Origin of the sequence: Myxococcus vastator, assembly GCF_010894475.1 — a bacterium.
Lineage (GTDB): Bacteria > Myxococcota > Myxococcia > Myxococcales > Myxococcaceae > Myxococcus > Myxococcus vastator.
The window spans coordinates 1-6,323 of the sequence record NZ_JAAIYB010000467.1 but is presented as its reverse complement, the minus strand read 5'-3'; the positions used below and the strand labels follow the sequence as shown (position 1 = coordinate 6,323).

Below are 6,323 nucleotides of genomic sequence, written 5' to 3'. Positions count from 1 at the left end.
CCCCATCCCCATCCTCCCCGCGGGTATCTCCCCCGCGGTGAAGCCGGCGAACTCGCTCATCATCACCCACCCCAACGTCGTCAATGACCCGACGCGCACGTATGACCCGTGCACGAACGCGGGCAACCCGAACGGCGTGTGGACGTTCAACCACCTGATGCGGGAGATGGCGAGCTCGTACGTGGCGCCAGCGAACCTGACGGAGCACTGGCTGCGGCAGTGGACGGTGAACCAGAACATCAACGGCTGGACGGTGCCGGCGCGCACGGCGATGACCCCGCGCATCCTCACCCCGTGGCCGCGGGTGGGTGGCGCGCTGGACCTGACGCGGTCGCCGTTCAAGCTGGTGGCCATCGTCAACCGCCTGGACCTGGGCGGCAACGCGGGGCCGTCCGCCTACGCCTCCGGGAACGCGGGCGAGCTGCGCTTCGTCTTCGCCGCAGTGGACCGCTCCAGCGGCACCTGTGGCGTGCGGCCCTTCCTGGTCATCTTCGAGTACGGCGTCCCGCACGCCAGCTGTGACGCGGTCCGCACCTGGGCGCGGGGGTGGCTGAACCTGTCATCGTCGTCCATGGTGCTGGGCAGCTCGGCGTACAACACGGCGCTGGCCAACCTCACGCAGCAGGTGGTGATGCGCAACGCCGCGCCCCGCAAGCCGAACGGCAGCGCCATCAACCAGATTCGCACCAACGAGGAGTGGCTGCGCTACCCGTGGGAGCTGCGTGAGTTCCACCTGATGGGCTCGGGCCCCTCGGTGAACCGCCTGCAGGGCCAGCCGACGGTGCTGACGCCGGGGGATTCGCACAACAACACGGCGGTGCTGCAGAACTTCATCAACGCGAACACGCCCGCCATCCTCGCCAACAGCTACACCGTGCCGCCGACGTACCCCACGGCGAGCACGCCGTTCCTCGGCGCGTTCCCGTGGATTTCGTCGGTGACGGACTCGTACTGGCGCGCGTCGGGCATCTCCGTCAACGAGGCCCGGCACAAGTTCTCCTTCAACACGTGCAATGGGTGCCATGGCCGTGAGTCGCGGACCGCCTTCACGCACATCAACGAGAACGGGGTGCTGTCTCCCTTCCTCGCCACGGGCATGGTCAGTCCCTCCACGCCCTTCATCGTGCAGGACCCTGTCGTGACGTCGGTGTCCCGGCCGTTCTTCGAAATCCAGATGCGCACGCAGAACCTGGACAGCGTGGCGAACCAGTCCTGCCTGGCGCGCGCGTTCGACCGGCCGATGCTCTCCGCGCACTGAGGCGGGTACGCCCACAGGGGCCGAAGTCTTACACGATGGCATGGTGGCTCCCTCGCCATGCCATCGTGTGCAGGCGGCATCCCGCCTCAGGCGTCCCTATACTCCCGTGCGATGCTGAACATACGCACCGTGCAGATGGACGCATTCCTGGAGGAACGGGCACGCCGCATGGCGCGAGACCTGGCTCCCGTGCTGGGGGAGAGCTACCCCTCATTGCTTGAGCAATGGGGAGGCCCGGGTTTCGAAGCCTTCATCGTGGCGCAGGTCAGGCACGCGGCGACACTCGGATTCGATCGGGAAGGTGACGCGGCGAAGTACGTCAACGTCGCGTGCGCGCTCGGATCGGGCTTCGAACGGCTGGCCAGGTACCCCTGGGCACCGAAGATTCTCGCCTCGTCGTCGTTGACCGCCAGCGGCAAGGCCGAGCGGCTGACGTACTGGGCGCGTCGCGAGCTGGCCGCGAGCGCCCAGGCGGAGCCGTCATGAGCGGCGCTGCGCTGGACGGGTTTGACCGGGCAAACGCGAGCATCCAGGCGGCCTACCCGGAAGCGGTCGGCTCCGGGCAGACCGTGCTCCCCTGCGATGCGGGCAAGGTCTGCGTGCGCATCGTCGTCAAGGACGAGCGCTTCGCGCTCATGCAGGGCCTTGCCTACCGCCTGGAACTGGGCGGCGAGTTCACCCAAGGCTCCATTCCGTCGGATGGCATCATCCAGATGACCACGCGTGCCGGAGCGGAAGGCTCGCTGGAGGTCACCTTCGGTCCGGATGACCGGCACCGCTGGCCGCTCAAGGTGGCGGACATCGACCCGCTATCGCTCGAGACGGGCGCCGAGGTGGGCTTGAGCAACCTGGCGCTGCTTCCGGAGCAGGAGCTGTCCGAGGAGGAAGCCCTTGCTCGCGGCCTGGTGGTGCTGGCCGAGGCCTTTTCGCAGGAGGCCGGCACCGGGTTCGACGACAAGAACAAGGCGTTGCTGGAGCGCGTGTACAGCGCGCGTGACACGGCCGTGGAGGACGCGGGCGGGTGGACGGCCAGCAGCGCCCTGGCCGAGGAGCAGGCGGCCCTCCGCGACGTCCTGGTCCAGCCGTTTCTTCCCCCCTTGACGTTTGGAATCGACTGAAAATGAGACGCCATGGGCAGGTGCAGGGGCGCCCCAGGGGAGATGGTGGCGCGGACGTCGTGAGGCGGCGGGTCGTCGTTCCCCACAAGTACTACGCGTTCATCCGCCAGTACGAGGAAGAGACCTGGCGCGGCGACGTGGCCTGTGTCCACCTGGAGCTGTGGTGTATCCGCAAGGCGTGGTTCGACCGATTGGAGGGCCCGCCCTTTCCACCCATGCGAACCCTGGCGAGGGTGGGCGGGATGCTCAACGTCACGCTCGAGTTCTCTCCGGAGCAACTCTCCGAGGTCAACGGGGTCCTGGGGCCCGTTGACCCGGAGCAGGGGAACGACGATTCGGAGGACGATGTCGCGCAGGACTTCGACATGGACTTCCAGCCCATGGACGAAGTGGAGCCCGTGGCTCCGCAGGTTCCTCTGATGGACGAGTCGATGGATGCCTCGCAAGACGAGGAGGTCGACATCCACGCGCGCGCGCAGCCCGCGCACCTTCACGAAGGCAACTGGATTGAGGTGTGGTTCTCCAATCGGCAGGGGCCCCAGGTCATCATCCGGAAAGCCAGGCATGACGACCCCGCGCTGATTGGCATCGATCCGGAAGAGCGGCTGTGGCGGCTGCTCCAGATTCGGCGCATCCGCCCGCCGTCCACGCTGATTCGGCTCCGGCAGTTCACCGACCCCGACGCCGAGTAGCGCTCCTCGCTGTCCCGCATCGCTGCTCGAGCTCTCCCATGCCGAAGATTGACTACCCTCCCGCGGGCCTTCAGGCCCTTTGGGATTCATGGTTTCCCGCTCCCGCCGTCGCGGCCACCAAGCCGGACTACGTCGTTGTCGCGGACGTGGGGCAGGGGAACCTGAATGCCGTCTTCAACACGCTCGACCAGCCGTTCCTGTACCTCGACGTGGGCGGCGGGAATGATGCGAACCGCTTCACCTATCCCACCCCCTCACCGCCCTATTTCTGCGGAGCCGTCACACCGCGCTTCGTGCAGTCGAATTGGGACAGCGACCACATCCGCACCGGCATCGAGGAGATCAACGTCCACAACCGGCTGCCGAACACACACTGGCTGGTTCGTAACTACGCGAAGGGAAAATACTCCGGAGATGCGGCGTCGCTGCGGACGAACATGAGCCTGAACGGGCGTCAAATGCATGACGTCAAGAACGCCGCCCCTGATTCGGTGAGCCGTTCGGGGCTGACGGTGTTCAAGCAGAGTGGCAAGAACCTGAATGACGTGGCGCTGGCTCTGCGCCTGGAGAATCCGCGGCAGGCCAACCAGTTCATCCTGCTCCCCGCCGATGCGAACACCTCGTTCGCCCACAACACCGACCTGCACTGTGTGGGACTGACGGCGGTGCACCACGGCGCCGCGGTTGATGACGAGGACGACCTTCCCAGGCCCGAGCCGCTGGGGGGTGGCGGAACGGCTCGGACGCTGGTGTTCTCCTTCGGTTCGGGCAACAGCTATGGCCATCCATCCCAGGCTGGGACGGACGCCTACGCCAACCAGAACTGGCCGGACGAAGCCCGCTTCGACACGGCGGGAAACGAAGTGGACGCCGACGTGGCGGGCCCCCGAGGCAACGTGGGCATCGTCTGGCCCGCGTACCGCCGAGGCCCCGGAGCGGTGGCCGCCGATGCGAGCGCCGAGGCCGTTGCCCGGGCTTCGCTGGCGCTCATCACCACGGCGATGGCGGAGATTCGTCTGGTGGGCCTGGGCGCGGTGGCGAACATCGACCGCGTGGCCTCCGCGGCGGCCTACGAGGCGGCCCGACTGGTGGGCCATGGCGGGTCCGAACGAATCGCGGACGCCATGGCAGGGGATGGCGCGGTGGGCTCCATCCAGCGCTGGCCCTGGAATGCGGCGCGCTGGGAGGCCCGTGAGGGACGCCTCACGAAGCGGCGGCTCCATGCGCTGGCAGCGGTGCCTGGCGCCGCGGGGACGCTCTACGCCGCGACAGAGGATGGGGTGCTGAAGACGCTGGACGCGGGCGGCGCCTGGGCGGTTTCCAGCACGGGCCTGACGGACCGGAACGTGCGCTGCGTGGCGGTCTGTCCCAGTGACGTCCAGCGCATCTTCGTAGGCACGGCGTCTGGGGTGTTCCGGAGCACGGATGCGGGCGCCAACTGGGCGCTCGTGAATACGGGGCTGGGGAACCTGGATTTGCGCTCGGTGGCGGTGGACACCGCGGATGCCTTGAAGGCGGCGTTGGCCACTGCGGGTGGCGTGTTCCTGTCCGTGGATGGCGGCGCCAATTGGAACGCCGCGAACACCGGCCTGACGAACCTGGATGTGCGCGCAATCGCCATCACCCCTGGCAATCACAATCACCTGATGGCGGCCACCGCGGGCGGCGTGTTCACGAGTGGAGATGGTGGGGCGAACTGGGCCGTCGCGAACAATGGCCTCGCGAACCTCGACGTGCGCGCGGTGGCGTTCAACCCGGGCAATGGGGTGAGCGCGGTGGCGGCCACGGCGGGTGGCGCGTTCGTCACGGGGGATGGTGGGGCCACCTGGGCCGCGGCGAACACGGGCCTGGCCAACGTGGACGTGCGGGCGTTGGCCTGGGATTCGGGCCACGCGCAGGTGGTCTACGCGGCGACGGCGGGAGGCGTCTTCCATAGCCAGGACGGCGGAGCGACGTGGGGGCCTCACGAACCGGCGCTGCACCAGACCCCGGTGACCCGGCTCTGCGCGCATCCGGCGGATGACCAGGTCCTCTTCGCGGCGACCCAGCAAGGTGTCTTCAAGAGCACGAACCAGGGAGCCACCTGGGCCGCGGCGAACAATGGAGGCGTCCACGCCCAGGTGCGGCAGGTGTCCGCGGACGCGCTCACGGCCAACCTCTTCCTCGCGGCGACCGCGGGAGGTGTCTACCGCACGCTGGATGCAGGTGGGCTGTGGGCCGCGGCGAACAATGGCCTCACGAATTCCGACGTGAACGCGGTCACCGTGTCCCATGCGAACGCGCAGCACGTCTTTGCGGGGACGGCGGGCGGGGTATTCCGCAGCATGGATGGCTCGGCGAACTGGGTCCACCTGAACCAGGCGCGGCTGGGGAACCGGGATGTCCGCAGCGGCGTGGTGGCGCCGTCCGACGTGCAGCGGGTGTACGTGGCGACGGCGGGTGGCGTGTTCCTGAGCGCGGACGGTGGCCGCAACTGGGTTGCCAGGAGCACCTGGCTTCCCCATGTGGACGTGCGAGCGGTGGCGGTGGACCCCGGGAACGCGGCCAACGTGGTTGCTGCGACGGCGGCGGGCGTGGGGCTCAGCACGGATGGCGGAGGCACCTGGGCCACGGTGAATACGGGCCTCACCAGCACCGATGTGCGCGCCGTGTTGGTGGACCCCACGAACACGGCCAGGCTGATGGCGGCCACCGCGGCGGGCATCTTCATCAGCAACAATTCGGGCGGACTGTGGGCCGCGTCCAACACCGGGCTGACGGACCTGGACGTGAAGGCCATCACCCTGGACCCGAACACCCCGGCGAACGTGGCTGTGGGGACGGCCAGTGGCGTCTTCCTCAGCGCGGATGGAGGCGCGACCTGGACGGCGAAACCCATGGGCGGGCCGGCCCCGAACGTGCGCGCCGTGGCTGTGGGGGCCGCCGTGCCGAACCACGTGGTGGCGGGCACGAACGTGGGCGTCTACGTCAGCCTGGATGCGGGGACGACGTGGGCCCTGCGCAACGCGGGGCTCGGCAGCGTGGATGTCCGGGCGGTGGCGGTGGACCCGGCGAATGGTCAGCACCTGATGGCGTCGACGGCGGCGGGCGTGTTCACGACCCTGGATGGTGGCGTCACGTGGACCCCGGCGCGCGTGGGGCTGGGCAGCCTGGATGCCCGGGGACTGGCGGTGGACCCGACGAACTTCCAGCGGCAGGGGGTGGCGACGGCGGATGGCCTCTGCGTGACGGAGGACGGCGGCGCCGGATGGGTGG

General features: G+C 68.6%; 5 protein-coding genes. All 5 read left to right on the top strand.

What is annotated here, in order from left to right:
• The coding region (locus G4D87_RS31505) for a hypothetical protein (protein WP_163786397.1) at positions 1 to 1,258 on the top strand (1,258 nt) is incomplete at its 5' end.
• Between the two features lie 129 nt (positions 1,259 to 1,387).
• Complete coding sequence (locus tag G4D87_RS31500; protein WP_163786396.1) at positions 1,388 to 1,744, top strand: hypothetical protein; 357 nt, start codon at positions 1,388 to 1,390, stop codon at positions 1,742 to 1,744.
• The gene (locus G4D87_RS31495) at positions 1,741 to 2,376 is read left to right on the top strand and encodes a hypothetical protein (protein WP_163786395.1); all 636 of its coding nucleotides are present in this window, start codon (positions 1,741 to 1,743) and stop codon (positions 2,374 to 2,376) included. The genes G4D87_RS31500 and G4D87_RS31495 overlap by 4 nt, the downstream gene beginning before the upstream one ends.
• A gap of 2 nt (positions 2,377 to 2,378) precedes the next feature.
• Positions 2,379 to 3,068, top strand: a complete 690-nt coding sequence (locus G4D87_RS31490) for a hypothetical protein (protein WP_163786394.1) — start codon at positions 2,379 to 2,381, stop codon at positions 3,066 to 3,068.
• A 38-nt stretch (positions 3,069 to 3,106) separates the two neighbouring features.
• The coding region (locus G4D87_RS31485; RefSeq protein ID WP_163786393.1) for a WD40/YVTN/BNR-like repeat-containing protein at positions 3,107 to 6,323 on the top strand (3,217 nt) is incomplete at its 3' end.